Below are 832 nucleotides of genomic sequence, written 5' to 3'. Positions count from 1 at the left end.
GGGCTGTTCCGTGCCGAAGACAATCTCGAAAGCCCCTACGCGCGGGCCGCACTTCGCCAATTCTACATGCTGCTGCACCAGGGCAAGATCGGGGGCTGCTCGCTCACGACCTTCGAGACCGTGACCGGACTGTCGCTGACGACTGACGAGGGCGGGCTGCGCGACGACCTGCCGCCAATCACGACCTGGCTCAATCGCCTGCTGGCGTTGCGCATCGAAACCCAGAACTTGCTGTTCGAGGTGTTCGAGCAGTTGATGGCGGGAAGAATAGAAGGCGCCATCGCCGCCGGCAACTACGACAAGGGCCTGGAGACGATCACGGCGGAGAGCATCGTCGTCACTGATCGTAGGACCGTCTATACCCATCCAGTCTCCGGCGCGCAGTCGCATGTGCTGACAGTCGCGCGCAAGGACCGCATCCGGCCGCTCGGGCTCATTGATGCGCTGGCCATTGCCCGTGCGGAGCCCCAATCGGTTCTGCTGGTGAACACACGGTCGAGCCGCGCGGCGATCCGGCTGCCGACGGCGAGCCTCATGCTCGACGACGGCGCGATAGAGCATCGCGTGCGCCTGCTGCGGCCGACGGACGAGCTGCGCTTCAGCCTCGACGCCCTTGCCGAAACACATTGGCAGCCCGCCGACCGGAAACTATTCTGCGAGCTGTGGGACTCGGAAGTCGCTGCCGTCCCCGAGTTTACCACCAGCACCTTTCACATCGTGACGGGCCTGCTGTTGCCGATCTGGCGTCGGCTGCCGGACGACGACTGTCGAGTCTATCGAATCCAGACTGATGCCGGGGAGCGCATCATCGGCCGTCACATCGCGCCGACGC

1 protein-coding gene is annotated in these 832 nt (G+C 64.7%); it reads left to right on the top strand.

Annotation, left to right across the window (positions count from 1 at the left end; translation table 11 throughout):
- On the top strand, window positions 1-832 hold an 832-nt coding region (locus EOA13_RS37325; protein ID WP_206535384.1), incomplete at both ends, for a strawberry notch C-terminal domain-containing protein.

The sequence above is a fragment of the Mesorhizobium sp. M7A.F.Ca.US.011.01.1.1 genome (genome assembly GCF_003998295.1).
Taxonomy (GTDB): Bacteria; Pseudomonadota; Alphaproteobacteria; order Rhizobiales; family Rhizobiaceae; genus Mesorhizobium.
Note: the sequence above shows the minus strand (reverse complement) of the source record. Positions and strands in the feature narration are given on the sequence as shown.